Genomic DNA, 25874 nt, shown 5'->3' with positions numbered 1-25874 from the left:
TTCATCACGACACATTCGGTCTTGCCGTGCATCGATCGCGAATTATTATTGCGCTGCGGTTGCAAAATGCCTAAGCAGGCTGCACCTGCAGAAACCCGCCGAATCCCGGCGTCGATGAGGCTGACATGACCGACAAGATCCTTCTGGCCGACCTGCTTGCGCTGACCGAAGCCACCCTTCCCGAGATTGCGCAGCTGACGGCGCAGGCGACCGAAGCGCTGAAAACCAAGGTCAGCCGCGGCGGCAAGGTGTCGAATGCCGCGCTGGAGGAAGACCAGTTCACCGCCCATGCGCTGGCCTGGCTGGCGACCTACAACCAGTCGCTCATTCAGCTGCGCGGCTGGGCCGGGCGGGTCGCCGAGGCGGGGGCTTTCGGGCCGATGGAAAGCCTGATCCTGCAGATCGGCTTTGGCGAATACCTGAACCAGATCGCCGGCGGCATCCCGATGAGCCAGGTCGAAACCGCGCGTCTGAGCGATCTTGGCGTCAGCTGGACGCCGTCCGAGGCCGCCCGCAGCCTGATGACCGCGGGCAACACCGATGCGGCGCGGATGGCGCTGGTGGCGCTGATGCAGGACAATCAGGGCCGGGCGCTCTTCGGCGCCTCGGGGCTGGATGACGAGCTGGAAATGATCCGCGACCAGTTCCACCGCTACGCCGAGGACCGCGTCATTCCGAACGCGCATGAATGGCACCTCAAGGACGCGCTGATCCCGATGGAGATCATCGAGGAGCTGGCGGAACTGGGCGTCTTCGGCCTGACCATCCCCGAGGCATACGGCGGGCTTGGTCTGTCGAAAGCCTCGATGGTCGTGGTGACCGAGGAACTGTCGCGCGGCTATATCGGTGTCGGCTCGCTGGGCACGCGCTCGGAAATTGCCGCCGAACTGATCCTCTGCGGTGGCACGGAAGAACAGAAACAGAAGTGGCTGCCGGGGCTTGCCTCGGGGCAGATCCTGTCCACCGCAGTCTTCACCGAACCGAACACCGGCTCCGACCTTGGCTCCTTGCGCACCCGTGCGGTCAAGGACGGCGACGACTGGGTGGTGACCGGCAACAAGACCTGGATCACCCATGCGAGCCGCACCCATGTGATGACGCTCTTGGCACGGACCGAGCCCGACACGACCGACTGGCGCGGGCTTTCGATGTTCCTCGCCGAAAAGACCCCGGGCACCGAAGAAAACCCCTTCCCCACCCCCGGCATGACCGGCGGCGAGATCGAGGTGCTGGGCTATCGCGGCATGAAGGAATATGAACTCGGCTTTGACGGCTTCCGCGTCAAGGGCGAGAATCTTCTGGGCGGCGAGACCGGCCGGGGCTTCAAGCAGCTGATGGAAACCTTTGAATCGGCGCGGATTCAAACCGCCGCCCGCGCCGTCGGCGTGGCCCAGGCCGCCTGCGAGATCGGCATGCGCTACGCGATCGACCGCAAGCAGTTCGGCAAGTCGCTGATCGCGTTCCCCCGCGTCGGCGGCAAGCTGGCGATGATGGCGGTCGAAATCATGATCGCGCGGCAGCTGACCTATTTCTCGGCCTGGGAAAAGGACAATGGCCGCCGCTGCGACGTGGAAGCCGGGATGGCGAAGCTGCTCGGCGCCCGTGTCGCCTGGGCCGCCGCCGACAACGCGCTGCAGATCCACGGCGGCAACGGTTTCGCGCTCGAATATGCGATTTCGCGCATCCTGTGCGACGCCCGCATCCTGAACATCTTCGAAGGCGCGGCGGAAATTCAGGCGCAGGTGATTGCCCGCCGTCTGCTGGGTTGACCCGAACCGGGGCCTTCGGGCCCCGTTTTCTGACGGAGGATCCGATGATCCGCGATGCCACCCCCGAGGATGCGCCGGCGATCGCCACGATCTACAACGACGCCGTGCGCACGACGACCGCGATCTGGAACGAGGTCGAGGTGACGGTGCGCGACCGCATCGACTGGATCGCGGCGCGGCAGCAGGCGGGCTTTCCGGTGCTGGTGCTGGAGGAGGGGGCGAAGGTCGTCGGCTATGCCAGCTACGGCCCCTTTCGCGCTTTTGACGGCTATCGCGGCACGGTCGAACATTCGGTCTATGTCCGCGCCGATCTGCGCGGTGGCGGGCGGGGCCGGGCGCTGCTTTCGGCGCTGATCCTGCATGCCCGGGCGCGGGGGCTGCATGTGATGGTGGCGGCGATCGAGGCGGGCAATGCCGGCTCGCTGGTGCTGCACCAGCGGCTGGGCTTCGAGGCGGTGGGGCTGATGCCGCAGGTCGGGCAGAAATTCGGCCGCTGGCTGGATCTGCTGCTGATGCAACTGAAACTGGACGACCGGGATCAGCCCTGACGGGCGATCGCCGCGATCAGCCGGTTGCGCGCCTCGGGCAGGGCGCGGCGGCTGTGATCCTCGGCGAAGCGGGTCAGGAAATGGCCGGTAAGCCGCAATCCCTGCGCGATTTCCGCCCAGGTTGCGGGCCCCTGCCCCAAAAGGCACAACGGCAGCGGCAGCAGTTTCGGCGCCCAGTCGCCCGCGCCCTGACGGCTGACGGCGCGGCCCGAGCGCGGCGAGACAAAGGCGAGATCGTCACGCGTGCCGGTGACGGCGCAGCGGCTCAGGTCGAGGCCGAAGCCGAGGTCCTCCAGCAGCGCCATTTCCCAGATCAGGTAATCGACCACCCAGCCCTCGGCCGCCTGTCCGATGACGGTGAAGAGCGGCTCGGTGGCGGCGTAAAGACGCGGATGCGGCGCGCGTTCGGCCAGCACGAAGGACAGAAGCGCGCAGATGGAATTCAGCCCCATCAGCGCAAGCCGATCCGAAAGCGCGCCCGCGCGCGAGGCCAGCGGTTCGACGGTGAAACTGCCCAGCTGGTCCTCGAGCCGCGCCCGCCAGCTCAGCGCCACATGCGAGCCGGGCATCAGCACCGCCGCCATCTTGCGCGAGGCGCCACCGCGCACGACGCCCAGATGGCGGCCATGGGTGGCCGTGAACACCTCGACAATCGCCGAGCTTTCGCCCTGCGGGCGGGTCGAAAGGATGGTGCCGCTGTCTTGCCAGTCCATGGTGCCCGTGACGCAGGCCGGGGGGCTGTCTGCCCCCCGGAACCCCCCGAGGATATTTGAGGCAAGATGAAAGGGAAAGCCGGGGTCAGTCTTTCAGGCCGTCTTCGTCCAGAAGCGTGCGGCCGTGGCGGGCTTCGAGTTCGATCACCCAAAGGTCCGGGTCGAAGCTGCACTGCTTGCGGATGCTTTGATCGACCTCGGCCTCGGGGCCTTCGGTGAGCACCGTCCAGATGTCGCAATCGGCCTCGTAATCAAAGGTGCGGGTGTAGAGCTTCGCCAGCCCGTCAAGCGTCGCGCATTTGATCATCACGGCGCCGGAGTCAGGCTGACCCCGCGCCGCGACATAGGCGGGAATGTTGTTCAGTTCCAGCCGACGCAGATAGGCACGCACCCAAAGTTCGGCACGCAGGCGCGGTCGCATCCTCAGTCGCCGTCCTTGAAGTCGAGACCCATTTCCGTGTAGCGCTCGGCCTCTTCCTGCCAGTTCTCGCGCAGCTTCACCTGCAGGAACAGATGGATCGGGCGGCCCATGAACTCGGTCATTTCGGCGCGGGCGGCGGTGGAGATCGCCTTGATCGTCTCGCCGCCCTTGCCAAGCACGATGCCCTTGTGACCATCACGGCTGACATAGATGATCTGGTCGATCCGGGCCGAGCCGTCGGGCTTTTCCTCCCAAGCCTCGGTTTCCACCGTCAGCTGATAGGGCAGTTCCTCGTGCAGGCGCAGGGTCAGTTTCTCGCGGGTGATTTCGGCGGCAATCATCCGCATCGGCAGATCGGCGATCTGATCTTCGGGATAGAACCACGGGCCCGCGGGCACCTGCGACGCCAGCCAGTCGCGCAGGTCATCGACGCCATAGCCCTTTTCGGCCGAGATCATGAAGGTCCGGGCAAAGGGGAAGGCGGCGTTCATTTCTTCGGCCAGGGCCAGAAGGCGTTCGGCCTTGACCCGGTCGATCTTGTTGATCGCCAGCGCCACCGGCTGCGTGCCCTCGCGCGCCTTCAGCGCCTCGATGATCGCTTTCGCGCCCTCGGTCAGGCCGCGATGCGCCTCGATCAGGAGAACGACGATATCGGCATCGGCCGCGCCCCCCCAGGCGGCCGAGACCATGGCACGGTCCAGCCGCCGACGCGGGCGGAAGATGCCGGGGGTGTCGACAAAGACCAGCTGCGCCTGCCCCGCCATGCAGACACCGCGGATGCGGGCGCGGGTGGTCTGCACCTTGTGCGTCACGATCGAGACCTTGGCCCCCACCATGCGGTTGAGCAGCGTCGATTTCCCGGCATTCGGCTCGCCGATCAGCGCCACGAATCCGGCTTGCGTTTCTTCGGTCATGCGCCTCTCTCCAACCGTTCCAGAAGGGCCTTTGCGGCGGCCTGTTCCGCGTTGCGTTTCGATCCGGCCTGCGCGGCCTCGGTCTCGCCCGAGGCCAGCACCACCGCGATGCGGAATTGCGGCGCGTGATCGGGGCCGTCGCGGCCCAATGTTTCATAGCGCGGCGGCGGCAGGCCGCGGGCCTGCGCCCATTCCTGCAACGCCGTCTTCGGATCGCGGGCGTCGCTGTCGACGGACTGGATCCGCCCGGCCCAGAGCCGCAGCACCAGCGCGCGGGCCGCCTCGAACCCGGCATCCAGATAGACGGCGGCAATCACCGCCTCCATCGCGTCGCCCAGAAGCGCATCCTTGCGCCGCCCGCCCGACATCATTTCCGACCGGCCGAGTTTCAGCACCGCCCCAAGATCGATGTCGCGCGCGACGGCGGCACAGGTTTCCTTGCGCACGAGCGCGTTGAACCGCGGCGCCAGCTGCCCTTCCGAGGCGGAGCCATCGGCGTCAAACAGCGCCTCGGCCATCGACAGCCCCAGCACCCGGTCGCCCAGAAATTCCAGCCGCTGGTTGTCGGGCCGCGTGGCCGAACCCAGCGAGGAATGCGTCAACGCCCGAACAAGATGCTCGGGCGTCGCGAAACGATGCCCGAGCCGGTCCATGAAGGCAGAGAGGTCTGCCGCAACTTTCATTCGATCGCCTTGAAGAAGCGGTCCGCCCGCCAGGTCCAGAAGAAGAAGAGCGATTTGCCCGCCGAGGAGAACATCACCCGGTCGGCGCGGCCGACCAGATTTTCCACCGGCACGAAACCGACGCCGCCGATGCTTTGCGCAAAGCGGCTGTCCTCGGAATTGTCGCGGTTGTCGCCCATGAAGAAATACTGCCCCTCGGGCACGGTGAAGACCGGCGTGTTGTCGGCGCGGGTGCCGTCGAAGGTGTTCAGGATCGAATGGCTGACGCCGTTCGGCAGCGTTTCGATGAAGCGCTGCGACTGGCACTCGCCACCCTCGCCCACCGGTTCGTTGCGGCACAAAGGATAGCGCTTTTCCGGGCCTTGCGGTTCGAACACTTCCGAGAAGGTGCCGCCGTCGTCGAGTTTGACCGGGGCGCCGTTGATCTGCAGCACGCCATTGACCATCTGGATGCGGTCGCCGGGCAGGCCGATCAGCCGCTTGATGAAATCGACATTGCGGATCGGATGGCGGAACACCACGACATCGCCGCGCTCGGGCTCGCCGCCGAACAGCCGCCCCTCGATCGGGCAGGGCGAGAAATCGGCGCTGGAGAACGGGCAGGAATAGCGCGAATAGCCATAGGCCATCTTGTTGACGAACAGGAAGTCGCCGATCAGCAGCGTGTCCTTCATCGAGCCCGAGGGGATCCAGAACGGCTGGAAGAACAACGTGCGGAAGACGCCCGCGATGATGAGCGCCCAGAACAGCGTCCGCGCCATTTCGCCGATGCCGCCTTCGGATTTGCTGGCCATGCTCTGCCTCTTGTTGAAACCTTGTCTTCCTTGGCCCGATGCGGGGGGCAAGTCAAGCAAGCGGACGCGCTTCGATCACGACGAAGGCCTGCGCCCAGGGGTGATCGTCGGTCAGGGTGACGTGCACGACGGCTTCGTGACCGGGCGGCGTCATCGCCGCCAGCCGCTCCGCCGCCCAGCCGGTCAGATGCATCACCGGCTGGCCGGTGGGCAGGTTCGCCACCGACATGTCCTTCCAGGAAATCCCCATCGCCAGGCCGGTGCCCAGCGCCTTGGAACAGGCCTCCTTGGCGGCCCAGCGTTTCGCATAGGTGCCCGCCACATCGGCGCGCTGCTCGGCCTTGGCGATCTCGGTCTCGGTGAAGACGCGGCTGCGGAAACGGTCGCCGAAGCGGGCCAGCGTGGCCGCGATGCGTTCGATATTGGCCAGATCCGAACCGATGCCGAGGATCATTTCGCCCCGCCTTGCCGAATCTTTTGTCGCCGGGTTGCGCGCAGCTGGCTGCGGGCGCCCTGCCCGTAGAACAGATACGAGGCCGGGAAGGTGATCGCGACGACAAGGCCCAGGATCACCAGCCACAGCACCGCATCGAAGCCCCGCAGTAGCGCCAGCAGCGCCGGATCGCCCAGCGAGATCAGCACCAAAGCCGGGCCAAGCAGCATCAGGGTGACCGCCGTCGCCAGCGCGGCAAAGCGCAGCGCCTCGGCGCGCGCGGGCAGGCGGCCACTGCGCTTGGCAAAGAACTGCCCCTCGATCATCGCGGTCAGGAAGATGGGCACGGCGGCGATGCCGACCGAGGCCAGATCGACCCCGGCGAGGCGCTCCAGCGCCAGCACGAGGCCCGAGACGACCAGCCCGGTCAGAACCAGAATCAGCCCATAGCGCAGGATCGGCATCCGGCCCCCCTTTCCGCTCAACGCCGCGCGTCGTCCATCAGACGGCGCATCTCGGCGATCGCGGCCTCAAGCCCGATGAAGAGCGCCTCGGCCATCAGGAAATGACCGATGTTCAGCTCCTTGATCTCGGGGATCGCCGCGACGGGGGCGACGGTCTCATAGGTCAGCCCGTGCCCGGCATGGACCTCAAGGCCCAGACTGGCGGCCAGCGCCGCGGCCTTTTCCAGCGCCTTCAGTTCGGCGTCGCGTTCGGCGAAACGGCCCTCGTAATGCAAGTCGCAATAATGGCCGGTGTGCAGTTCGACCACCGCCGCGCCGATCGCCGCCGAGGCCTCGATCTGCCGCGGATCGGGGCCGACGAACATCGACACCCGCGCCCCCGCCTGCCGCAAGGGCGCGATATAGGCGGTCAGCCGGGCCTGATCGCCCGCCACATCCAGCCCGCCCTCAGTGGTGCGTTCCTGCCGCTTTTCCGGCACAAGACAGACCGCATGCGGCCGAGTCGCCAAGGCGATGCGCTGCATCTCCATCGTCGTCGCCATCTCGAAATTCAGCGGGATCTGCAGATTCGCCCGAAGCTCGGCCATGTCGCTGTCGCGGATGTGGCGGCGATCCTCGCGCAGATGCGCGGTGATGCCGTCGGCCCCGGCAGCCTCGGCGATCAGGGCCGCGCGCAGCGGGCTCGGATAGGCCGATCCGCGGGCGTTGCGGACGGTGGCGACGTGGTCGATGTTCACGCCAAGGCGCAGGGAACGGGTCATGGAAACCTCCGGTCAGATGCCGCCACTATGGCGAAGCGCGACGGCCGAGGGAAGATGCCGCTCAGCCCTTGTCGTCGTCGTGATCGGAGGCGCCAACCACGGGCGGATGCGGCAGCTTCGCGGCAAGTTTCGCCAGCCGCTCCTTGAGCCGCAGGCGGCGGCGGTTCTGATAGGCGGTGACCAGCGGCAAGGCGATGAAATAGCCCGCCAGACCGCCCAGCACCCCCGGCACCATCCCGCCCAGCGTGTAGGGCAGGAAGACACCGTAGAAGAAATCCGCCATGCCGGCCCAATGCGTCTCCTCGGCGGTGAAGATCGCCAGAAGATTGTGGCGCAGATCGGCGAAAGCCTCGGCGAAGACATCCAGCAGACCGGCGGCATGGGCGGGATCGTAGCTTTGCCCCAGCATCGCATGGCCCAGCTTGATCGAGACCAGCGCGATCAGCGGAAAGGTCAGCGGATTGCCGACCAGCGTGGCGAAAAGCGAGGCCAGCACATTGCCGCGCATCAGCTTGGCCAGCAGTGCGGCCGCCAGAAGATGCACGCCGAACAAGGGCGTGAAAGACACGAATATGCCGGCGAAAACGCCCCGGGCGATGCGGTGCGGCTTGTCGGGCAGCCGGGTCAGACGGTGGCGGATGTAGCTCAGCGCCCGCAGCCAGCCCGTGCGCGGCCAGACCAGTTCGCGCGTCGACTGGCCCCAGCTCCGCTTCTCCCGCCGCTTGAAAACCACGTTCCGCCTTCCGTTCTTCCCTCAGGGTTTGCGCGACAGGTCGCGCCAGCGCTGCACCTGCGCCACATCCGTCTCGGCCTCCAGCGCCGTCAGAAGCCGGTGCAGATGTTCCGCATCACGCAAGTCGACTTCCACGACAAGCGAGTAAAAGTCGGGTTTCTGATCGATGAATTTGAGGTCGGAGATATTGGCTTTCTGGGCGCCGATCAACGAGCAGATATGCCCCAGCACCCCGGCATCATTCGCGATGGTGATCTTCAGCGCCACCGAATAGACCGGCGGGTGGCTGCCCTCGTGCCAGTGCAGATCGACCCAGCGGCCGGGTTGTTCCTCGAATTCCTCGAGCGCGGGGCAGTCGATCGCATGGATCACCACGCCCTGCCCGCGATAGGTGATGCCGACGATCCGCTCGCCCGGCAGCGGCTGGCAGCATTTCGCCCGGTGGAAGGTCTGATCCGCCCCCAGCCCGATCACCGCGCGGCCGGGATCGACGGTTTCCGGCCCCCGCGCCGCCAGTTCGGGGTAAAGCGCCTCGACCACCTCGCGCGCGGTCAGTTCGGCCGAGCCGAGCCGGGCCAGAACCTCGGTTTCATCCGGCAGGCCGAGCGTCTTCGCCGCGGTGCGCAGGGCCTTGTCCGAGACCTTGCGGCCGACATGTTCGAAGGCCACCCGCGCCAGTTCCGAGCCGAGCTTGACGAACCGGGTCCGGTCTTCCTCGCGCAGGCTTTTGCGGATCGAGGCCTTGGCGCGGCCGGTGGCGACGATATCCAGCCAGGTCGCCTGCGGGCGCTGCCCGGCCGCCGTGATCACCTCGACCGACTGGCCGTTCTTCAGCCGCGTCCAGAGCGGCACGCGGATGCCGTCAACTTTGGCGCCGACGCAGGAATTGCCGATCCGGGTGTGGATCGCATAGGCGAAATCGATCGGCGTCGCGCCCTTGGGCAGCTTGATCACATCGCCCTTGGGCGAGAAGCAGAACACCTGATCGGAATACATCTCGAGCTTGACGTTCTCGAGGAATTCGTCGTGATCGCCCTCGGCGAAGCGTTCGGTGAGCGAGGCGAGCCATTTCGCCGGATCGACGGCAAAGGGGTTCAGCGCCCGTTCGCCATCGCGGTAAGACCAATGCGCGGCCACCCCGGCTTCGGCGACCTCATGCATCTGCCGCGTGCGGATCTGCACCTCGACCCGCTTGCCGTCGCGCCCCGAAACGGTGGTGTGGATCGAGCGGTAGCCGTTCGATTTCGGCTGGCTGATGTAATCCTTGAACCGACCGGGAACCGAGCGCCAGCGCTGGTGGATCAGCCCCAGCACAGCATAGCAATCGGGCACGGAGCGGGTGATGACACGGAAACCGTAGATGTCGGAAAGCCTTGAAAACGTAAGGCTTTTTTCCTCCATCTTGCGCCAGATCGAATACGGGCGCTTGGCACGGCCGAAAACATCGGCCTCGATCCCGGACTTTTCCAGCTCGTTGCGGATATCGGCGGTGATCTGCGAGATCACGTCGCCCGATTCCTTTTGCAACGACACGAAGCGGCGGATGATCGAGGTCCGCGCCTCGGGGTTGAGCACCTTGAAGGCGAGGTCCTCGAGTTCCTCGCGCATCCATTGCATGCCCATCCGGCCCGCCAGCGGCGCGAAGATCTCCATCGTCTCGCGGGCCTTCTGCGCCTGCTTCTCGGGCCGCATGCTCTTGATCGTGCGCATGTTGTGCAGCCGGTCGGCGAGCTTCACCAGGATCACCCGCAGATCCTTCGACATCGCCATGAAGAGCTTGCGGAAATTCTCCGCCTGCTTGCTGGCCGAAGATCCCAGTTGCAGATTGGTCAGCTTGGTGACGCCATCGACCAGCTCCGCGACCTCGGTGCCGAACAGCCCCTCGACCTCGGTGAAGGTCGAGCGGGTATCTTCGATCGTGTCATGCAAAAGCGCGGTGACGATGGTGGCATCGTCCAGCCGTTGCTCGGTCAGGATCGCGGCAACGGCGACGGGATGGGTGAAATAGGGCTCGCCCGAGTGGCGGAACTGCCCGTCGTGCATTTTCAGCCCATAGGCATAGGCACGGCGGATCAGATCGGCGTTGCAGCGGGGATTGTAGTTGCGAACGAGCGCGATCAGGTCTTCGACATCGATCATCCGCGCTCGAACCCCTTGTCAGTCGCGACCCTGCGCATCCATCAGCGCGCGCAGCATGCGTTCCTCGTCCATGTCATCGACGCGCGGCCGGTCGATCTCGCCCGACATCAGAAGCGCCATCGCGTCTTCCTCGGGCTCGTCGACCTCGATCTGGGTCTGGTTGCTTTCGATCAGACGCTCGCGCAGATCATCGGCCAGCTGGGTTTCCTCGGCGATCTCGCGCAGCGCGACCACCGGGTTCTTGTCATTGTCACGCTCGACGGTGATCGGCGCCCCGGCCGCAACCTCACGGGCGCGGTGGGCGGCAAGCATCACCAGCTCGAAGCGGTTCGGAACCTTGTCAACGCAATCTTCAACCGTCACGCGGGCCATCGGCAACTCCAGACCAAAGGGGGAGGTGTGAACCTCTCCCTTAGCCCCTTCCCGGGGCCTTTACAAGCGGCCCTGCCCGTCGAAAGGAACAGAAAACGGGACCAGCGCCGCTTTTTCGGCCGCGTCAAGGTCCGCAAGCATTTCGCCGACCGTCTTTCCGGTGACCGGATGACGCCACAAGGGCGCGATCTCGGCAAGGGGAATCAGCACGAAGGCCCGGTCGGCCAGACGCGGATGCGGCAGGATCAGCGTCTCGGGCGCGCGCTGCATCTGCGCCTCCAGCGGCAGGCCGCGCCAAAGCGCCTCGGTCGCCGCATCGGGCCGGATCGCCCCGCCCCAGGCCAGCAGATCAAGGTCGATCCCGCGCGATTCCCAGCGCGCCCCGCGTCGGCGCCCCAGCCGCGCCTCGATTCGATGCAGCGCCGCAAGCACCGCTTCGGGCGTCAACGCGGCGGACATCACGGCACAGGCATTGACATAATCCGGCCCCGCCCCGGCCGGAAAAGCCGGAGATCGCCAGAATCGGCTGAGCGCGCGCAGCCGAATCCCCTCCTCGGGCAGCATTTTCAGGGCCGCAACCAGAGATTGAGGGGGTTTACCCGCCTCAGTTGCAAGATTCGCCCCTAGCGCAACAAAAAATGTGCTATTATCTTTAAAGACAGATATCTCGACCTCCCGGCGCTTGGTAGAAAGCACTGCTGAACTGGTTCTCGCGGCGTATTGGGTAGAACAATTTTTCCCCGTCAACCACTCCGGACGCCACACCGCGGGGCCACGACGAAAGGACTTATAATGTTTTACAAGGACGAAAGGCTGGCCCTTTTCATCGACGGGTCCAACCTCTATGCGGCTGCAAAGGCGCTCGGCTTCGACATCGACTACAAGCTGCTCCGTCAGGAATTCGAACGTCGGGGCAAGCTGGTGCGGGCCTTCTACTATACGGCGCTGCTGGAGAACGAGGAATACTCGCCGATCCGGCCGCTGGTCGACTGGCTGCACTACAACGGTTACGCGATGGTGACGAAGCCCGCCAAGGAATACACCGACTCGATGGGGCGGCGTAAGGTCAAGGGCAACATGGACATCGAACTGGCGGTGAACGCGATGGAACTCGCGCCGCGGCTCGACCATGCGGTGCTGTTCTCGGGCGATGGCGATTTCCGGCCGCTGGTCGAGGCGCTGCAGCGGATGGGCGTGCGGGTCTCGGTCGTCTCGACGATCCGCAGCCAGCCGCCGATGATCGCCGACGAGCTGCGCCGTCAGGCCGACAATTTCATCGAACTCGACGCGCTGCGCGAAGTGATCGGCCGCCCGCCGCGCGAACCGCGCGAGATCGCGCCGCCCGCCCCCTCGGCGGACAGCTCGGACACCTGACCGCTCACGGCAGGACAGGAGAAGACGGCGGTCCACTCCCGCCGTCTTTTTCGTTTCGGCGGGCGGAGCGGGGCTCTGCCCCGCACCCCGGGATATTTGCGCCAAGGTGAAAGCAGCGCCGGGGTCCGTTTCATCTTGGCCCAAATACCTCGCGGGGGTCCGGGGGCGCGAAGCCCCCGGCCGGGCAGAGTTCAGAACGGGCAGGGCGCGGTGAAGGTCATGAACTGCCCGCCGTCGGGATGGCGCAGGCGCAGGCTTTCGGCATGCAGCATCAGCCGCGGAAAGTCGCGCGCGGGGCCGGTGGCATAGAACGGATCGCCGAGGATCGGATGGCCCAGTTCCAGCATGTGCACCCGCAGCTGATGGCTGCGCCCGGTCAGCGGGGTCAGCCGCACCCGGGTCGTGCCGTCGGGATCGTGGCGCAGCACCTTCCAGTCGGTCTGCGCGGGCTTGCCGTTCTCGGGATCCACATGCTGCTTCGGCCGGTTCGGCCAATCGACGCAAAGCGGCAGATCGACCCGGCCCGCCTTCGGCTCCAGATGCCCCCAGAGCCGGGCCAGATAGTGCTTCTTCGTCTGCCGGGTCTCGAATTGCAGCCCAAGGTGGCGCTGCGCATGCGCGGTCAGCGCAAAGACCATCACCCCCGAGGTGTCGCCATCCAGCCGATGCACCAGCAGCACCTGCGGAAAGGCGCCCTTCAGCCGCTCGATCAGGCAATCAGCCTTGTGATCGCCCTTGCCCGGCACCGACAGCAGCCCCGATTGCTTGTCGACCACGAGGATTTCATGGTCGGCATGCAGGATGCGCGGCGGCTCGGACGGGGGCGTGTAGACATGCTCGGTCATCGGCCCGGCATGGCGCGGGGGCGCCGCGGCGTCAAGCCTCAGAGCGTGCCGAAGACATCGGCGAGGATCGCTTCCAGCGCCCTTGCATCGGCCTCGGTGAAGGCGTCGGGCTGATCGCTGTCGATATCGAGCACGCCGATGAGCCGCCCGCCCGCGCCGAAGACCGGGATCACCAGTTCCGACCGGGTCGAGGAGGAACAGGCGATATGGCCCGGAAAGGCCTCGACATCGGGGACAAGCCGGGTGCGGCCCTCGCGCGCCGCCGCGCCGCAGACGCCGCGCGTGAACGGGATCACCAGACATCCGTGTCCGCCCTGATACGGCCCGATCTTCAGCACGCCGGGTTCGGTGACGCGGTAAAAGCCGGTCCAGTCGAAGCGGTCGTCGGCATGGTGGATCTCGCAGGCGAGCGTGGCCATCAGCGCCACCTCGTCGGTCTCGCCTTCCGTCAGGGCGGCGATGGTGCGGGCCAGCACCGCGGGGTCAAAGGTCATCGGTCTTCCTTCATCATTCTTTCCGTCGGATACGGATTGGTAAGCTTTCGCCCTTAGTCTGAACCAAATCTTTCGGGGCCGGAGAGGCAAGATGAATCTTTATGCGGAATCACGCGGGGGCGCGCTGGTCGTTTCGGTGAACGAGGAACGTCTCGATGCCGCCATCGCCATCCGGTTCAAGGAGCGGATGCGGGAAGTGACCAGCCAACCCGGCGGACGGGTGGTGCTGGACATGTCGCAGGTGGAATTTCTGGACAGCTCCGGGCTGGGCGCGGTGGTGGCGGTGATGAAATCGCTGACCCCGGACCGGCGGCTGGAGTTGGCGGGGCTGACGGCGAATGTCGAACGGGTGTTCCGGCTGACACGGATGGATACCGTCTTCGTCATGCACGAGGATGTCGAGGCGGCTCTGCGGGCGGGGCTGCGCCATGTTGGCTGATCGTCCCCAACCAGGCCGCAGCCCGACCGAGGCGCCAAGGCCCGAGCCGAAGATCTTTCACCATTCCTTCGCGGCCGATCCGCTTTCGGTCCGTTTCGCCCTGCGCACCGCGCTGGCCCGGTTCCTGCGGCAATTGTCGCAAGACGAGGCCGGCACGCTGGAGCTGGTTCTGGCCGAAGTGCTGAACAACATCGTCGAACATGGCTATGGCGACACCGGGAATGGCACGATCACGCTGTCGCTGGTGCGCGATCACCGCGGGCTGAGCTGCTCGATCAGCGATGACGGGGTGGAACTGCCGCATTCCTGCCTTGACCTCGGCATCGACGATTCGCTGCGCCCCGCGCCCGATACCCTGCCCGAAGGCGGCTTCGGCTGGTTCCTGATCCGCGATCTGGTCGAGGAGCTGGGCTATCACCGCGAAAACGGCCGCAACCTGCTGGCGTTCCGGCTGCCGTTGAAACCGGGTTCGATCAGTTGAGCTGGAACTGCAACGGGTAACGCCCGTCTTCGAAATCCCCGAACAGGTCGCTCAGATCGGGGTGGTCGATCGGCTCGCCGGAATTGTCGGGCAGAAGGTTCTGTTCCGACACATAGGCGACGTAATAGGTCTGATCGTTTTCGGCCAGCAGATGATAAAAGGGCTGATCCTTGGCGGGGCGGCTCTCTTCCGGGATCGCCTCGTACCAGGCGTCGGTGTTGGAAAACATCGCATCCACGTCGAAGACAACCCCGCGGAACGGGTGTTTGCGATGTCGGACGATCTGACCGATGTGATATTTGGCAAGCGTCGTCTGCATGGTAACCCCCGATCATCATTTTTAAACCTTCCGGCGTTTCCTGTCCATCACCGCCCCGCCCGGGGCGCGGAAACAATCTGTGGACTCGCGCCCAACAGTGCTCACGGCTTCGCGACACGGTTTTGCTTTCGTTGCGGGGCGAAATTCCCTAAACTGTCGCAAAACAAAGCCGAGCGGGCAGAGCAGACATGAAAAAATTCCTTATGTTGGCCGTTCTCGTGGCCGTCGCCTCCTGTGGCGGCGGCGGCGGAAAAGCGCCGCGCAATCTTGACAACGCCTGCCTGCTGGCGCGCGAAAAGCCCGCCTATTTCAAGGCGATGCGTCGCGCGGAAAAGCGCTGGGGGGTGCCGGTGCATGTGCAGATGGCGACGATCCATCAGGAATCCAAGTTCATCCCCAATGCCAAGACCCCGCATCGCTACGCGCTGGGGGTGATCCCGATCGGGCGGCAAAGCTCGGCCTATGGCTTCAGCCAGGCGCTTGATTCGACCTGGGAAGACTACAGGCGCGACACCAATTCCTGGGGCGCGAAACGGACCCGGATCTCCGACGCCACCGATTTCATGGGCTGGTACATGGACGGCTCGGCCGACCGGCTCGGGATTTCGAAATGGAACGCCCGGGACCAGTATCTCGCCTATCACGAGGGCCGCACCGGCTATGCGAAGGGCAGCTACAACGACAAGGGCTGGCTTCTGGCCGTCGCCGACAAGGTCGCCGCCCGCGCCGAGATGTATCGCGCCCAACTCAGCCGCTGTGGCGGCTGAGAGGGTCAGTTCTTGCGGGCCTCGGTCTCGGCGACGATCGAAAACATCAGCGAGCCCGGATCGACCCCGGGCTTCAGCTGATCGAGGATCACCACCGTCTTCGCCCCGGCATCGTCGGTGATCACCCAGCGCCGCAGCGTGACCGGATTGGCCGAAAACACCAGCCGGATCGTGCCGTATTCCGGGTTTTGCGGATCCTGCGCCACCACGGCGGTATTCGCCCCCTCCGCCTCGTGGCCGACCACCATCCGCGCCTGGGCAAGATCGATCCGGTCGGCCAGGATCAGGTTCAACGGCGTGCGCTTGAGCGGATATTGCTCGGCAATCTGGTTCGACTTCGGATCGAAGATCGCCACCTGCCCGCCCGAGGCCAGCACCAGCGTCTTGTCATCCGTGTATTCGAACCGCATCCGCCCGGGCCGCTTGAGGTAAAGCTTGCCGGTCGATTTCGAGCCGTCGGCATTCACCTGGGTGAAAGCCGCCTCGGCCGTCGTCAGCCCGTTCAGATAGGCCGAAAGCTGGGCCAAAGGGATCTTCTCCGCCCAGGCCGGGGCGGCAAGGGCCAGCATCAGAACGGGCAGGAGGGCGGCCACGGGGGCGAAACGCGTCAGGGTCATGCGATCAATTTAATCCAGATCGGGAAAAGAAAAAGCCCCGCGCGGGTCACATCGCGCGGGGCCGGGATCACGTTCCTGCGCCCTTATTGTTCGGGCACCAGAATTTCGCGCTTGCCCACATGGTTGGCGGGCGTCACCACGCCCTGCTCCTCCATCTGTTCCACAAGCCGCGCCGCCTTGTTGTAGCCGATGCCCAGCTTGCGCTGGATATAGGAGGTCGAGCATTTGCGATCCTTGATCACGATCGCCACCGCGGTATCGTAAAGCGCATCCTCGGCATCGTTGCCGCTGTTGCCCAGACCCAGCACCGCGTCGATATCCGAGGCCGCTTCCTCGTCCGGCCCCTCGACCACGCCCGACATGTATTCGGGCGGCCCGAAGCTTTTCAGATGGCTGACGATTTCCTCGACTTCCTCGTCGCTGACAAAGGGCCCGTGGATCCGGGTGATGCGCGCGCCATTGCCCATGTAAAGCATGTCGCCCATGCCCAGAAGCTGCTCGGCCCCCTGCTCGCCCAGAATGGTGCGGCTGTCGATCTTCGAGGTGACCTGGAAGGAAATCCGGGTCGGGAAGTTCGCCTTGATCGTGCCGGTGATGACATCGACCGAGGGCCGCTGCGTCGCCATGATCAGGTGGATGCCAGAGGCCCGCGCCATCTGCGCAAGCCGTTGAATACAGGCCTCGATCTCCTTGCCTGCCACCATCATCAGATCGGCCATCTCGTCGACGATGACGACGATATAGGGGAAGGGCCGGGGCTGGAATTCCTCGGTCTCGAAGACCGGCTCGCCGGTGTCCTCGTCAAAGCCGGTCTGCACGGTGCGCTTGAACATCTCGCCGCGGTCCATCGCCTCGCGGACACGGCCGTTGTAGCCCTCGATGTTGCGCACGCCCATCTTCGACATGCGGCGATAGCGCTCTTCCATCTCGCCGACGACCCATTTCAGCGCCACGACCGCCTTTTTCGGGTCGGTGACGACCGGGGAGAGCAGATGCGGGATGCCGTCATAGACCGACAGTTCCAGCATCTTCGGGTCGATCATGATCAACCGGCATTCCTCGGGTGAGAGCTTGTAGAGCAGCGACAGGATCATCGTGTTGATCGCCACCGATTTCCCCGAGCCCGTCGTCCCCGCAATCAGCAGGTGGGGCATCTTCGCCAGGTTCGCCACCACGGCCTCACCGGCGATGTCCTTGCCCAAGGCCAGCGGCAGCCGCATGTTGCTGTCGCCGAAATCGCGCGCCGAAAGGATCTCGCGCAGCACCACCTTTTCGCGATGCGCATTGGGCAATTCGATCCCGATCACCGAACGGCCCGGCACGGTCGAGACCCGCGCCGAGAGCGCCGACATCGAGCGCGCGATGTCATCGGCCAGACCGATCACCCGGCTGGCTTTCAGCCCCGGCGCCGGTTCCAGCTCGTACATCGTGACAACCGGACCCGGCCGGACCGAGACGATCTCGCCCTTGACGCCATAATCATCCAGCACGCTTTCCAGCATGCGGGCGTTTTCCTCCAGCGCCTCATCCGAAAGCTGGTGCCGCTGGATCGTGCCCGGATTGGTCAGAAGGCTGAGCGGCGGCACCTCATAGGCGGGCTTGTCCGGCGTCTCGAAGCGCAGGGCAGGCTGTTCCTCGGCGATCGCCTGTTTCGAGGGCGCCACCGGCTTGCGCATGGGCGCCACCACGCGGCGTTCGGGCGCGGGCGGGGCCACGGTCGCGCGCAGCGCCGAAATCTTCGGCATCGGCGCGGGCGGCGGCAGATCCTCGCCCAGATCAGAGAAGACATTGCGCTCGAAGGCTTCTTCTTCCCAGCTGTCCTCGGCCGGGGCCTCCTCGACCTGACGCGCCACGGACATCGGCTGCGACCAGTCCGGCTCCTGCGGCGCGGGCATCGGCGGGGCCGTCACCGCGGGCGCGGCCATCATCGGCGCCGCAACGGCGGGCGCGGCGGGGGCCGTGCCGGGCATGTAGCGCGGACGCGCCTGCAGCGGCGGCTCGACACGCTTGAGCGGCGCGGCCGGGGTCTTCGGGCCGCGGGCAAGCCGCGCCGAAACCGCCGCCAGAACCGAGGCCGGGGCTTCGGGCTGCGGCGCGGGCTGGACCTGGACACGCGGGGCATAAAGCTCGGGTTCGACGCGCATCTGCGGCGCGGCGACCGGCGCGGCGACAGGAACCGGCGCGGGAGCCCGGGTCTTCACCGCATGCTGAATGCGCGCCTTGATCCGGTCTTCGGACGGCGCCTCGGACTCGGGCATCGGCCAGGCCTGCACCGGCTCGACCAGTTCGGCCTCGGGAGCGTCATAGATTTCATAGGGGGCATAGGCCGGTTCCGGCTCGACCGGACGGCGCACCCGCGAGGCCACGGCCGCCCGCACGATATCGGAGCGTTGCGGCTGCGCATATTGCGCGCCCGTCTGCCAGCCCTGCTGCGCCTGCCAGGCCGCCTGCTGCTGCGCCAGCGCCGCCGCCTGGGCCCGACGTTCGCGCGCCAGCTCGGCCGCCTCGCGCGCCATCCGCACCGAGGCCGACGCGCCCTTGCCCAGCGCCGTCATCGCCGCGGCATAGCTGGCCACCGTGCCGAGCATCAGGAACCGGGTCAGCGCGCCCAGTTCCAGACGGTCGAAGCCGGTGACGAACAGCGTGATCAGAAGCGTCAGCACCGCCATCACCACGGTCATCAGCTTCAGCCCGATCGAGCCCTCGACTGGCGACAGCCCCAAAAGCGATCCGGCGATCATGTCGCCGAAATTCCCGCCCAGACCATAGGCGCGGCCCCATTCGGCGCCGGGCACCAGCAGCGCGGCATAGACCGCCGCCACTGCAATCGCGATCGGCAGGAAGACCATCCGGCCGGTGACGCGCTCTTCGCCGCGGTGCAGGATGTGTCGGCCGCCCCAGATCGCCAGCGAGATCGGCAAAAGCCAGGCGCCGCGGCCGACGATCACGATGAGCGGCGAGGCGATGCCCGCGCCGATCCGGCCCAGCCAGTTCTGCACCGGCGCATCCGAGACCGCCATCCAGCTCGGATCTTCCGGCGAATAGGAGGCCAGCATCAGCGTCGTCATGACTGCAAGCGCCAGAAAGACCACGCCCAGCAATTCCCGCCCGCGGCGTTCCAGAACGGCCTGCGTGTCCTGGTCGAGCAGCGGTTCGCGTTGCCGCGCCTGAAAGGATGCCATGCTGAACCCTCCTTACGTGAACAGGCAGTCGCGCAGCCTGATCAGCCCGCGCCGCGTTTCGTCTCTCGGGGCGACCAAGGCCACCCGGATATAGCCCTTGCCGGGGTTTTCGCCGTCCACGTCGCGGGCCAGATAGGCCCCCGGCAGGACACGCACCCCGGTTTCGGTCCAAAGCTTCACCGCCGCTTCCGCGCCGTTCTCGACCGGCAACCACAGGAAGAAGCCGCCCTCGGGCAGACGGAAGCTGTTGACACCGCTGAAGATTTCCGCGGCATCGGCATATTTTTCCGCATAAAGCGCGCGGTTTTCGACCACATGCGTCTCGTCGGCCCAGGCGCGTTCCGAGACGCGCTGGATCGGCTGCGGCAAGGGCGCCCCGGCATAGGCGCGCAGCTGCCTTATGCGCTGCATCGCCTGCGGACCGGCGGCACAAAAGCCCGATCGCAGCCCGGGCAGGTTCGAGCGTTTCGAGAGCGAATGAAAGATCACCACCCGCTCGGGATCGGTGCCGGTCTCGGCGGCGACTTCGATCGCGCCGGGCGGCGGGGCATTGCGCCAAAGCTCGGAATAGCATTCGTCGGAAAACAGCCGGAAATCATGCTTTTCCGCCAAGGCGAGCAGCCGGGCCAGATAATCGCGTCCGGCGACCGAACCCTGCGGATTGGCGGGCGAGCAGAGATAAGCGATCGTAGTGCGGTCGAGGATCTCGGCGGGCAGGCTTTCGTAATCGGGCAGGAAGCCGGTCTCCTCGCTCGCCGGAACGAAGACCACCTCGGCGCCCACGGTCGCGGCGGCGACGGCATAGACCTGATAGAACGGGTTCGGCACCAGAATGACCGGGCGCTTGCCGCGCTTGGTTTCGGGGCACAGCGCAATGGCGGCGTTGAACAGCCCCTCGCGCGTGCCGTTCAGCACCATCAGCCGGTTTTCCGCCACCTCGACGCCGTAACGCCGCCCCAGCCAGCCGGAAATCGCCGCCAAAAGCGCGGGCGTGCCGTCATTGGCGGGATACTGACCGAATTCGGACAGGCTTTGCGCCAGCACCGGCCCGACGAAATCGGGCATCGGGTGGCGCGGCTCGCCGATGGTCATGGCAACAGGCTCGCCCCCCGGTTTCAGGTGGTCGAGCAGCGTCCGCAACCGCGGGAACGCATATTCGGGCAGGTTCGCAAACCGCTCGGGAAACTCCATCTATGCCTCATCTCCGGGGTCGTTTCGCCCCGTTTGCGGCAAAACTACCCAAGCTTGCGGGTCACGTCCAGAAAAAGCGCATCTGCTGCGCCATTGGGCGAGCGGGATTGTGACTTTTCAGCCAAGCGCCGCCTCGGCCGCAAGGCCCAGACGGCAGAGCGCGGCTTCCTGCATCGGCTTGCCGATCAGGGAAATCCCGCACATCGGCTCGGCCGTGGGCAGGGTCAGCGCGCACAGGCCGAAGATGTTGGCGATGCGGGTGTTGCGCAAGGCGAGGAGGTTTTCGGCGGCGAAATAGGCCGGATCGGTCAGCAGACGCGCCGCATCGGGCGGCAGGATCGGCGCGGTCGGGACAAGCACGGCATCATAGCCCGCCACCGCCGCCTGCCACTCGGCCCGGTAGCGCGCAAGATCATCCCAGGCCTTGACGTAATCCGCCGCGGCGATGCCGGCCCCGCCGCGAAAGCGCTGCAGGGTCACCGGATACATCTTTTCGGGCGCGGCCTCGATCACCTCGGCCCAGAGCCCGTAAGCCTCGGGGGCGAAAAGAGTGCCGGACAGGTCCATGGCCGGTTCCAGCATCGGCAGCACGCGGCGTTCGATCCTTGCACCCGCCTTTTCCAGCCGGGTCACGGCGGCTTCGAACCCGCGCACCGGCACCGCGCGCGCAGAGGCAAAGGGCAGCCCGTCGAGCACCAGAAGCCGCGTGCCCGACAGCGTCGCCCCGCGCAGATCGGGGGCGGTGCGGCCCTCGATCGCCGCCAGAACCAGCGCGCAATCCTCGACCGTGCGCGCCAGCGGCCCCACCGTGTCGAAGCGCTTGCAAAGCGGCACGACGCCCGCGGTCGAGACCCGCCCCGCGGTCGTCTTCAACCCGACCAGATCATTCCACGCCGCCGGGATCCGCACCGAGCCGCCGGTATCCGAGCCCACCGCCGCCGCCGCCAGACCCAGTTTGACCGAGACCGCCGCGCCGGAACTCGACCCGCCCGGCGCCAGACCCGCGGTCACCGCATTCGGCGGCGTCGCAGTCATCGGATTGATCCCAAGCCCGGAGAAGGCCAGTTCCGTCATGTGGGTCTTGCCCAGACAGACGCTGCCCATCAGCGTCGCCGCCTGCAGCACCGCGGCATCCGCTTCGGGCACCCGGCCCGCCAGCAGCTGCGAGCCCGCCTCGGTCGCGATCCCCGCCGTGTCGAACAGATCCTTCCAGCTCAGCGCGACGCCGTCCAAAGGCCCGCGCGCCAGACCGTCCCGCAGCCGGGTCCGCGCCGCCATCGCCTCGGACCGGGCGCGTTCGGGGGGCAGCCGGGCGTAGACATCGCTGCGCCCCGCGGCGGCGTCCAGATAGGCCTCGACCATCTCGACAGGATCAAGCCTGCCTTCCGCCATCGCCTGCCCCTGCGTGGTGGCCGACCAGAACCGTTCCAGCATCGCAACCCCCTTCGTTTTGCACAGGCTAACGGGCGCGCAGGCAATGGACAATCCCGCCGCCCGCGCCATATTGGGCGCATGACACATGTTCACGACGTTCTCATCGCCGGCGGTGGTCTGAATGGCCCCGCGCTTGCCCTTGCCCTTGCGGGCGCGGGCCTTTCCGTCACCGTGATCGACGCCGCCCCCGCGACGCGCCGCGCCGAGGACGCCTTTGACGGCCGCGCCTATGCGCTGGCGCTGGCGTCGCAGAAATTGCTGGCCGCGCTCGGGCTCTGGCCCGCGGTGGCCGCGCAGGCGCAGCCGATCAACGATGTGAAGGCCTTCGACGGCCGCCCGGGCGAAGGGGCCGCGCCGTTCTTTCTGCATTTCGACAGCCGCGAGCTGGATCAGAAGCCGGTCGGCTACATGCTGGAGGACCGCTTCCTGTATCGCGCCTTTCTGGCCGCAATGGAGGCGAACCCGCGCATCACGCTGATCTCCGAAACCTCGGTCGTGGCGCAAGACGTTCTGCCCGGCGCGATCCGGGTGACGCTTTCGAATGGCGAAAGCCTCTCGGGCCGGGTGCTGATCGGGGCGGACGGGCGCCGCTCGGGCGTGGCCGAACGCGCCGGGATCGGGCGCGAGGGCTGGGGCTACGGCCAAACCGCCCTTGTCGCGGCGCTGGCGCATGAAAAACCGCACGACGGCATCGCCTATCAGCTGTTCATGCCGAACGGGCCCTTGGCGATCCTGCCCCTGACCGGCAATCGCTCCTCGATCGTCTGGAGCGAGACGGACGCGAATGCCGCCGTGATCGCGAAACTGTCGGATGATGATTTCATGGAACTGGTGCGGCCGCGCTTTGGCGATTTTCTGGGCAAGATCAGCCTTGTCGGGCCGCGCTTCAGCTATCCTTTGAACCTGACGCTGGCCAGGGCCTATGCGGCAGACCGGGTGGCGCTGGTGGGCGATGCGGCGCATGGGGTGCATCCGATTGCCGGTCAGGGGCTGAACCTGGGCCTGCGCGATGTCGCGGCCTTGGCCGAGGTGCTGATCGGCGCGATGCGGCGGGGCGAGGATATCGGCTCGATCCACACGCTCGAACGCTATCAGCTGTGGCGGCGCTTTGATGCCACCACGCTCGCACTCGGCATGGACACGGTCAACAAGCTCTTTTCGAACGACAATCCGCTGCTGCGGGCGGGGCGCGATCTGGGCATGGGGCTGGTTCAGGCGATCGGCCCGCTGCGGCGCGGCTTCATGCGGCAGGCGGCCGGGATCTCGGGTCCGCAGCCGAAACTGCTGCAGGGGCGGCAGATCTAGTCGAGCGGCCGGGCCTCGTCGACCAGCATGATCGGAATGCCGCGGCGGATCGGAAAGGCCAGCGCCGCGGCCTTTGACACCAGCTCCTGCCGTTCCGCATCATACTGCAGCGGCGCCTGCGTCAGCGGGCAGACCAGCGCCTCCAGCATGCGCCGGTCAAAGCCGCCGCGCTCGGCCTCGGGGGCAAGCTGCGGCAGGCTTTCGGTCATTGCGGCCGCTCCTCGATGTTGCCGTGCAGCGCGAATTCCATCAGCGTCACAAGGGTTTCGCGCCGGGTCGGCAGGCTGGGGGCTTCCAAAAGCGCCTGCTTGTCCTCGGGTTCGAAGGGCAGAAGCATCGAGAGCGCGTTGATCAGGAATTCATCCTCGGCATCCTTGAGCGCCTCCCAGTCGGTATCAAGACCCTGGCTGTGCAGATAGCGGCCGAGCAGGTCCAGAAGCCCGTCGCGGTCGAAACCCGGGTCATGTTCGGGGTTGCCGATGTCGCGCGGAAAATCGGTCCAGCCGATCTCGGCGCGGATATAGGGGCAGCTGCCCGCGATTTCGCGCTGCAGCCGGAACCGCGACACGCCCGAAAGCGTGATCATGTAGCGGCCGTCCTCGGTTTCGGAAAAGCCGGTCAGCCGTCCGGCGCAGCCGATGGCGGAGAGCTTTTGCGCACCGTCGCGGCCCTTGCAGGGCTGGATCATGCCGATCAGCCGTTGCGGGGTCGCCATGCAGTCTTCGATCATCTGCAAATAGCGCGGTTCGAAGATATGGAGCGGCAGCCGCCCCCGGGGCAGCAAAAGCGCCCCCGGAAGCGGGAAGAGCGGGATCTGGGCAGGCAGGTCACTGGGTTTGATCATCCGCATCAGATAGCCCGCCCCCGCGTTCAGGCAAATATCATCGACGACAGACGCCGCCGTCCTTTGACCGCGATCGGATCTGCGGGCTTGAGGCTGTCGAAGATGGTGAAAAGCTGCGTCTTCGCCGCGCCCTCGTTCCAGTCGCGGTCGCGGCGGAACAGCTCCAGCAGCTCTTCGACCGCCTCTTCGACCTGACCTGCCGCATGCAGCGCGGTGGCGTGATCGAAGCGGGCCTGATGGTCGTCCGGATCGGCGGTCAGCTTCGCTTTCAGCTCATCGAGCGGCCCGGCCTTCGCGGCCTGTTTCGCCAGCGCCAGCTGCGCCCGGGCGGCTTCGACCGGAGCTGCGGTCGCGATCTTCGCGGGCGCGCCCGCCAGGATCAGCTCGGCCTGCTCCAGATTGCCCGCCGCCAGATGCGCCCGCACAAGGCCGCCGTAGGCTTCGGCATTCTCGGGCTCTTCGCCCAGGATCGCGGCGAAGGTCTCGGCGGCGTCGACCGCCGCGCCTTCGGCCAGCATTTCTTCCGCCGCGGCGAGGGCCTCGCCCAGGCCGCCGTCGCCCGCAAGACCGGCCAGCTTCTCGACAAAGGCCTTGACCTGCGAGGCGGGAACGGCGCCCTGGAACATGTCAACCGGGCGGCCCTGATAAAAGGCGACGACGGTCGGGATCGATTGCAGCGGCAGGCCCTGCTGCGCCAGCACCTGCGCCAGACGCTGGTTCTCGTCGACGTTGATCTTGGCCATCACCACACGCCCCTTGAGCGCGTTGACGGCGGCTTCCAGCTGCGGCCCAAGCGTCTTGCAGGGGCCACACCAGGGCGCCCAGAAATCGACGATGACCGGAACGGCCATCGAGGCATCGACCACCTCGGCCATGAAGGTGGTTTCAGTGACATCCTTGACGAACGTTTGCGCGGGTTTCGTGTCGGTTCCGAACATGGAGGTCCTCATTTTGGATCTTTGCCCCTATATGCGCCGCCGCCCGGGCCGCGCCAAGGGGCGCCGTTCAAAGATCGAAGCTGGCAAAGACCGGGGCATGGTCCGAGGGCTGCTCCCAGCCGCGCGCGGCGCGCAGGATCCGGCTGCCGTGGGCCGCGCCCGCGATGTCGGGCGTGGCCCAGATGTGATCCAGCCTGCGGCCCTTGTCGGCGCCGTCCCAGTCGGGCGAGCGGTAAGACCACCAGGAATAGAGCGGACCCGCGGGGATATCGGCGCGGGTGACATCGACCCAGCCGCCCGCGTCTTGCGCCGCGGCCAGATGCGCGACCTCGATCGGCGTATGCGAGACGATCTTCAGCAGCGCCTTGTGATTCCAGACGTCATCTTCGCGCGGCGCGATGTTCAGATCGCCGACCAGGATCGCCCGGTCCGGCCGCTGGGCGTGGAAATCGTCGCGCATATGGGTGAGGAAATCGAGCTTCTGGCCGAATTTCTCGTTTTCCGCCCGGTCCGGGATGTCGCCCCCCGCGGGGACGTAGAAATTGTGGATGGTGACGCCGTTTTCCAGCCGCCCGGCGATGTGGCGGGCATGGCCAAGGTTGGCGTAATCGCCCGCCCCCGCCTCGACCATCGGCAGTTTCGAAAGAATCGCGACGCCGTTGTAGCCCTTTTGCCCGCGCGCGACGTGATAGCGGTAGCCCAGCGCGGCAAAGGCGGCGAAGGGGATCTTGTCGACCGGGCTCTTGCATTCCTGCAGGCAGAGCACGTCGGGGGCCTCCTCGGTCATCAGCTTGCACACCAGCGCCTCGCGCAGGCGGACCGAGTTGATGTTCCAGGTGGCAAGGGTGAAACTCATGGGCAGGCTCCTTTGGGCTGCGCGAGCATCGCCCGGCGCGGCGG

Annotated in this window: 30 protein-coding genes; 7 read left to right on the top strand and 23 right to left on the bottom strand. The window is 66.3% G+C overall.

Translation table 11 applies throughout. From position 1 onward, the window contains the following. The first annotated feature begins 125 nt into the window (after positions 1-125). Together LY44_RS15095 and LY44_RS15090 are read left to right on the top strand one after the other, a co-directional pair. Entirely contained in the window at positions 126-1769 is a 1644-nt protein-coding gene (locus LY44_RS15095) for an acyl-CoA dehydrogenase family protein (RefSeq protein WP_055209247.1), read from the top strand. Positions 1770-1813: 44 nt separating this feature from the next. Continuing rightward, a complete protein-coding gene (locus LY44_RS15090) occupies positions 1814-2317 on the top strand; it encodes a GNAT family N-acetyltransferase (RefSeq protein WP_055209320.1) in 504 nt (167 codons plus the stop codon). Here LY44_RS15090 and recO read toward each other — a convergent pair. From recO to folK, 12 genes are all read right to left on the bottom strand, one after another. Next, positions 2308-3030, bottom strand: coding sequence for a DNA repair protein RecO (gene recO, locus LY44_RS15085; protein ID WP_055209245.1), 723 nt, complete (start codon positions 3028-3030; stop codon positions 2308-2310). The genes LY44_RS15090 and recO overlap by 10 nt on opposite strands. A gap of 85 nt (positions 3031-3115) precedes the next feature. Beyond that, positions 3116-3451 carry a DUF1491 family protein gene (locus LY44_RS15080; RefSeq protein WP_055209243.1) on the bottom strand — a complete coding sequence of 112 codons (336 nt, stop codon included), beginning with the start codon at positions 3449-3451 and terminating at the stop codon, positions 3116-3118. Positions 3452-3453: 2 nt separating this feature from the next. After that, positions 3454-4365 carry a GTPase Era gene (gene era, locus LY44_RS15075; RefSeq protein WP_055209241.1) on the bottom strand — a complete coding sequence of 304 codons (912 nt, stop codon included), beginning with the start codon at positions 4363-4365 and terminating at the stop codon, positions 3454-3456. Beyond that, entirely contained in the window at positions 4362-5048 is a 687-nt protein-coding gene (gene rnc / locus LY44_RS15070) for a ribonuclease III (RefSeq protein ID WP_055209239.1), read from the bottom strand. Before rnc ends, era begins: the two co-directional genes overlap by 4 nt. Next, the gene (gene lepB / locus LY44_RS15065) at positions 5045-5842 is read right to left on the bottom strand and encodes a signal peptidase I (protein WP_055209237.1); all 798 of its coding nucleotides are present in this window, start codon (positions 5840-5842) and stop codon (positions 5045-5047) included. The genes rnc and lepB overlap by 4 nt, the downstream gene beginning before the upstream one ends. A 52-nt stretch (positions 5843-5894) precedes the next feature. Next, positions 5895-6296 (bottom strand): holo-ACP synthase, encoded by a 402-nt coding sequence (gene acpS, locus LY44_RS15060; protein WP_055209236.1) that lies wholly within the window; start codon positions 6294-6296, stop codon positions 5895-5897. After that, entirely contained in the window at positions 6293-6739 is a 447-nt protein-coding gene (locus tag LY44_RS15055; protein WP_055209234.1) for an ABZJ_00895 family protein, read from the bottom strand. Before LY44_RS15055 ends, acpS begins: the two co-directional genes overlap by 4 nt. A 17-nt stretch (positions 6740-6756) precedes the next feature. Next, positions 6757-7500, bottom strand: a complete 744-nt coding sequence (locus LY44_RS15050) for a pyridoxine 5'-phosphate synthase (RefSeq protein WP_055209232.1) — start codon at positions 7498-7500, stop codon at positions 6757-6759. 61 nt (positions 7501-7561) lie between these two features. After that, positions 7562-8233, bottom strand: a complete 672-nt coding sequence (locus LY44_RS15045; RefSeq protein WP_055209228.1) for a DUF2062 domain-containing protein — start codon at positions 8231-8233, stop codon at positions 7562-7564. 21 nt (positions 8234-8254) lie between these two features. Next, entirely contained in the window at positions 8255-10372 is a 2118-nt protein-coding gene (locus tag LY44_RS15040; protein ID WP_055209226.1) for a RelA/SpoT family protein, read from the bottom strand. Between the two features lie 18 nt (positions 10373-10390). After that, complete coding sequence (rpoZ, locus tag LY44_RS15035) at positions 10391-10744, bottom strand: DNA-directed RNA polymerase subunit omega (protein WP_055209224.1); 354 nt, start codon at positions 10742-10744, stop codon at positions 10391-10393. Between the two features lie 60 nt (positions 10745-10804). Then, positions 10805-11440: a 2-amino-4-hydroxy-6-hydroxymethyldihydropteridine diphosphokinase gene (folK, locus tag LY44_RS15030; protein ID WP_223230707.1), complete on the bottom strand. Its 636-nt coding sequence runs from the start codon at positions 11438-11440 to the stop codon at positions 10805-10807. 96 nt (positions 11441-11536) lie between these two features. Here folK and LY44_RS15025 point away from each other — a divergent pair, with 96 nt between their 5' ends. After that, the gene (locus LY44_RS15025) at positions 11537-12118 is read left to right on the top strand and encodes a LabA-like NYN domain-containing protein (protein ID WP_055209222.1); all 582 of its coding nucleotides are present in this window, start codon (positions 11537-11539) and stop codon (positions 12116-12118) included. 191 nt (positions 12119-12309) lie between these two features. On the opposite strand, the gene LY44_RS15020 is transcribed toward LY44_RS15025, so the two are convergent. After that, positions 12310-12963, bottom strand: coding sequence for a pseudouridine synthase (locus LY44_RS15020; protein WP_055209220.1), 654 nt, complete (start codon positions 12961-12963; stop codon positions 12310-12312). Between the two features lie 38 nt (positions 12964-13001). Beyond that, positions 13002-13457: a GAF domain-containing protein gene (locus LY44_RS15015; protein WP_055209218.1), complete on the bottom strand. Its 456-nt coding sequence runs from the start codon at positions 13455-13457 to the stop codon at positions 13002-13004. A gap of 91 nt (positions 13458-13548) precedes the next feature. On the opposite strand from LY44_RS15015, the gene LY44_RS15010 reads away from it, so the two are divergent. Together LY44_RS15010 and LY44_RS15005 are read left to right on the top strand one after the other, a co-directional pair. Then, on the top strand, positions 13549-13896 hold the full coding sequence (locus LY44_RS15010) for an STAS domain-containing protein (protein WP_055209217.1): 348 nt from the start codon (positions 13549-13551) through the stop codon (positions 13894-13896). Further along, on the top strand, positions 13886-14377 hold the full coding sequence (locus LY44_RS15005) for an ATP-binding protein (protein ID WP_055209215.1): 492 nt from the start codon (positions 13886-13888) through the stop codon (positions 14375-14377). The genes LY44_RS15010 and LY44_RS15005 overlap by 11 nt, the downstream gene beginning before the upstream one ends. Here the strand turns inward: LY44_RS15005 and hspQ are convergent. Continuing rightward, the gene (gene hspQ, locus LY44_RS15000; RefSeq protein WP_013069021.1) at positions 14370-14696 is read right to left on the bottom strand and encodes a heat shock protein HspQ; all 327 of its coding nucleotides are present in this window, start codon (positions 14694-14696) and stop codon (positions 14370-14372) included. The two genes, LY44_RS15005 and hspQ, sit on opposite strands and share 8 nt — an antisense overlap. A gap of 188 nt (positions 14697-14884) precedes the next feature. Between hspQ and LY44_RS14995 the strand changes: the two genes are divergently transcribed. Continuing rightward, positions 14885-15463, top strand: a complete 579-nt coding sequence (locus tag LY44_RS14995; protein ID WP_055209213.1) for a transglycosylase SLT domain-containing protein — start codon at positions 14885-14887, stop codon at positions 15461-15463. A gap of 5 nt (positions 15464-15468) precedes the next feature. Here LY44_RS14995 and LY44_RS14990 read toward each other — a convergent pair whose 3' ends face one another. From LY44_RS14990 to LY44_RS14975, 4 genes are all read right to left on the bottom strand, one after another. Next, positions 15469-16080, bottom strand: a complete 612-nt coding sequence (locus LY44_RS14990) for a LolA family protein (protein ID WP_055209211.1) — start codon at positions 16078-16080, stop codon at positions 15469-15471. An 83-nt stretch (positions 16081-16163) separates the two neighbouring features. Next, positions 16164-19262, bottom strand: a complete 3099-nt coding sequence (locus tag LY44_RS14985) for a DNA translocase FtsK (RefSeq protein WP_055209210.1) — start codon at positions 19260-19262, stop codon at positions 16164-16166. A 12-nt stretch (positions 19263-19274) separates the two neighbouring features. Continuing rightward, positions 19275-20453, bottom strand: a complete 1179-nt coding sequence (locus tag LY44_RS14980) for an aminotransferase class I/II-fold pyridoxal phosphate-dependent enzyme (protein ID WP_055209208.1) — start codon at positions 20451-20453, stop codon at positions 19275-19277. A 117-nt stretch (positions 20454-20570) separates the two neighbouring features. Continuing rightward, entirely contained in the window at positions 20571-21887 is a 1317-nt protein-coding gene (locus LY44_RS14975; protein WP_055209206.1) for an amidase, read from the bottom strand. 78 nt (positions 21888-21965) lie between these two features. Here LY44_RS14975 and LY44_RS14970 point away from each other — a divergent pair, with 78 nt between their 5' ends. Further along, on the top strand, positions 21966-23192 hold the full coding sequence (locus tag LY44_RS14970) for a UbiH/UbiF/VisC/COQ6 family ubiquinone biosynthesis hydroxylase (RefSeq protein WP_055209204.1): 1227 nt from the start codon (positions 21966-21968) through the stop codon (positions 23190-23192). On the opposite strand, the gene LY44_RS14965 is transcribed toward LY44_RS14970, so the two are convergent. The 4 genes from LY44_RS14965 to LY44_RS14950 all read right to left on the bottom strand — a co-directional run bounded on the left by LY44_RS14965 (position 23189) and on the right by LY44_RS14950 (position 25830). Then, positions 23189-23401: a Trm112 family protein gene (locus LY44_RS14965; RefSeq protein ID WP_055209175.1), complete on the bottom strand. Its 213-nt coding sequence runs from the start codon at positions 23399-23401 to the stop codon at positions 23189-23191. The genes LY44_RS14970 and LY44_RS14965 overlap by 4 nt on opposite strands. After that, positions 23398-24036 carry an LON peptidase substrate-binding domain-containing protein gene (locus LY44_RS14960; RefSeq protein WP_055209315.1) on the bottom strand — a complete coding sequence of 213 codons (639 nt, stop codon included), beginning with the start codon at positions 24034-24036 and terminating at the stop codon, positions 23398-23400. The genes LY44_RS14965 and LY44_RS14960 overlap by 4 nt, the downstream gene beginning before the upstream one ends. Positions 24037-24062: 26 nt before the next feature. Beyond that, positions 24063-24974, bottom strand: coding sequence for a tetratricopeptide repeat protein (locus LY44_RS14955; RefSeq protein ID WP_111396051.1), 912 nt, complete (start codon positions 24972-24974; stop codon positions 24063-24065). 67 nt (positions 24975-25041) lie between these two features. After that, positions 25042-25830: an exodeoxyribonuclease III gene (locus LY44_RS14950; protein ID WP_055209171.1), complete on the bottom strand. Its 789-nt coding sequence runs from the start codon at positions 25828-25830 to the stop codon at positions 25042-25044. Positions 25831-25874: the final 44 nt, after the last annotated feature.

It is taken from the genome of Rhodobacter capsulatus, from assembly GCF_003254295.1.
Classification (GTDB): Bacteria; Pseudomonadota; Alphaproteobacteria; order Rhodobacterales; family Rhodobacteraceae; genus Rhodobacter; species Rhodobacter capsulatus.
The sequence above is the reverse complement of the archived record's forward strand: the minus strand, read 5'-3'. Positions and strand labels throughout refer to the sequence as shown.

Bases quoted from the DNA above. Each gene is read 5' to 3' on its own strand.
- LY44_RS15055 (WP_055209234.1), bottom strand. From the start codon at position 6,739: ATGCCGATCCTGCGCTATGGGCTGATTCTGGTTCTGACCGGGCTGGTC.
- lepB (WP_055209237.1), bottom strand. From the start codon at position 5,842: ATGGCCAGCAAATCCGAAGGCGGCATCGGCGAAATGGCGCGGACGCTG.
- LY44_RS14980 (WP_055209208.1), bottom strand. From the start codon at position 20,453: ATGGAGTTTCCCGAGCGGTTTGCGAACCTGCCCGAATATGCGTTCCCG.
- LY44_RS15050 (WP_055209232.1), bottom strand. From the start codon at position 7,500: ATGACCCGTTCCCTGCGCCTTGGCGTGAACATCGACCACGTCGCCACC.
- LY44_RS15040 (WP_055209226.1), bottom strand. From the start codon at position 10,372: ATGATCGATGTCGAAGACCTGATCGCGCTCGTTCGCAACTACAATCCC.
- LY44_RS14965 (WP_055209175.1), bottom strand. From the start codon at position 23,401: ATGACCGAAAGCCTGCCGCAGCTTGCCCCCGAGGCCGAGCGCGGCGGC.
- acpS (WP_055209236.1), bottom strand. From the start codon at position 6,296: ATGATCCTCGGCATCGGTTCGGATCTGGCCAATATCGAACGCATCGCG.
- LY44_RS15095 (WP_055209247.1), top strand. From the start codon at position 126: ATGACCGACAAGATCCTTCTGGCCGACCTGCTTGCGCTGACCGAAGCC.
- LY44_RS14950 (WP_055209171.1), bottom strand. From the start codon at position 25,830: ATGAGTTTCACCCTTGCCACCTGGAACATCAACTCGGTCCGCCTGCGC.
- LY44_RS15090 (WP_055209320.1), top strand. From the start codon at position 1,814: ATGATCCGCGATGCCACCCCCGAGGATGCGCCGGCGATCGCCACGATC.
- LY44_RS14995 (WP_055209213.1), top strand. From the start codon at position 14,885: ATGAAAAAATTCCTTATGTTGGCCGTTCTCGTGGCCGTCGCCTCCTGT.
- recO (WP_055209245.1), bottom strand. From the start codon at position 3,030: ATGGACTGGCAAGACAGCGGCACCATCCTTTCGACCCGCCCGCAGGGC.
- era (WP_055209241.1), bottom strand. From the start codon at position 4,365: ATGACCGAAGAAACGCAAGCCGGATTCGTGGCGCTGATCGGCGAGCCG.
- LY44_RS15080 (WP_055209243.1), bottom strand. From the start codon at position 3,451: ATGCGACCGCGCCTGCGTGCCGAACTTTGGGTGCGTGCCTATCTGCGT.
- LY44_RS14990 (WP_055209211.1), bottom strand. From the start codon at position 16,080: ATGACCCTGACGCGTTTCGCCCCCGTGGCCGCCCTCCTGCCCGTTCTG.
- LY44_RS15010 (WP_055209217.1), top strand. From the start codon at position 13,549: ATGAATCTTTATGCGGAATCACGCGGGGGCGCGCTGGTCGTTTCGGTG.
- hspQ (WP_013069021.1), bottom strand. From the start codon at position 14,696: ATGCAGACGACGCTTGCCAAATATCACATCGGTCAGATCGTCCGACAT.
- LY44_RS14975 (WP_055209206.1), bottom strand. From the start codon at position 21,887: ATGCTGGAACGGTTCTGGTCGGCCACCACGCAGGGGCAGGCGATGGCG.
- rpoZ (WP_055209224.1), bottom strand. From the start codon at position 10,744: ATGGCCCGCGTGACGGTTGAAGATTGCGTTGACAAGGTTCCGAACCGC.
- LY44_RS15020 (WP_055209220.1), bottom strand. From the start codon at position 12,963: ATGACCGAGCATGTCTACACGCCCCCGTCCGAGCCGCCGCGCATCCTG.
- LY44_RS14960 (WP_055209315.1), bottom strand. From the start codon at position 24,036: ATGATCAAACCCAGTGACCTGCCTGCCCAGATCCCGCTCTTCCCGCTT.
- LY44_RS14955 (WP_111396051.1), bottom strand. From the start codon at position 24,974: ATGTTCGGAACCGACACGAAACCCGCGCAAACGTTCGTCAAGGATGTC.
- LY44_RS15005 (WP_055209215.1), top strand. From the start codon at position 13,886: ATGTTGGCTGATCGTCCCCAACCAGGCCGCAGCCCGACCGAGGCGCCA.
- rnc (WP_055209239.1), bottom strand. From the start codon at position 5,048: ATGAAAGTTGCGGCAGACCTCTCTGCCTTCATGGACCGGCTCGGGCAT.
- LY44_RS15015 (WP_055209218.1), bottom strand. From the start codon at position 13,457: ATGACCTTTGACCCCGCGGTGCTGGCCCGCACCATCGCCGCCCTGACG.
- LY44_RS14985 (WP_055209210.1), bottom strand. From the start codon at position 19,262: ATGGCATCCTTTCAGGCGCGGCAACGCGAACCGCTGCTCGACCAGGAC.
- LY44_RS14970 (WP_055209204.1), top strand. From the start codon at position 21,966: ATGACACATGTTCACGACGTTCTCATCGCCGGCGGTGGTCTGAATGGC.
- LY44_RS15025 (WP_055209222.1), top strand. From the start codon at position 11,537: ATGTTTTACAAGGACGAAAGGCTGGCCCTTTTCATCGACGGGTCCAAC.